Annotated in this window: 1 protein-coding gene; it reads right to left on the reverse strand. The window is 66.5% G+C overall.

Translation table 11 applies throughout. The features are described from left to right. Positions 1-245 (reverse strand): contractile injection system protein, VgrG/Pvc8 family (locus FS665_RS23245; RefSeq protein ID WP_145193674.1); only part of this gene is annotated, 245 nt, incomplete at both ends.

Below are 245 nucleotides of genomic sequence, written 5' to 3' on the forward strand. Positions count from 1 at the left end.
TGGCTGAACACCGACTCGAGGATGGCGGGCAGGGTCTTGTCCTGCCAGATGCGGCAGTCGCTGCGGTACTCGAGCAGACTGAACCAGGGCGCGAACACCAGCTGCCAGTCGTGCAGGCCACCGTCGCTGCCCAGGTAACGCACGCTTTCGACCAGGCCATGGCGCGGGGCCTGGCTGCCATCGTCGCAGAGCAGGGCGAGGCTGACGGGCTGGCCGATGAGTTTTTCCGGGTCGTACTCGGTGTC

The sequence above is a fragment of the Pseudomonas sp. URMO17WK12:I11 genome (assembly GCF_007677725.1).
Taxonomy (GTDB): domain Bacteria; phylum Pseudomonadota; class Gammaproteobacteria; order Pseudomonadales; family Pseudomonadaceae; genus Aquipseudomonas.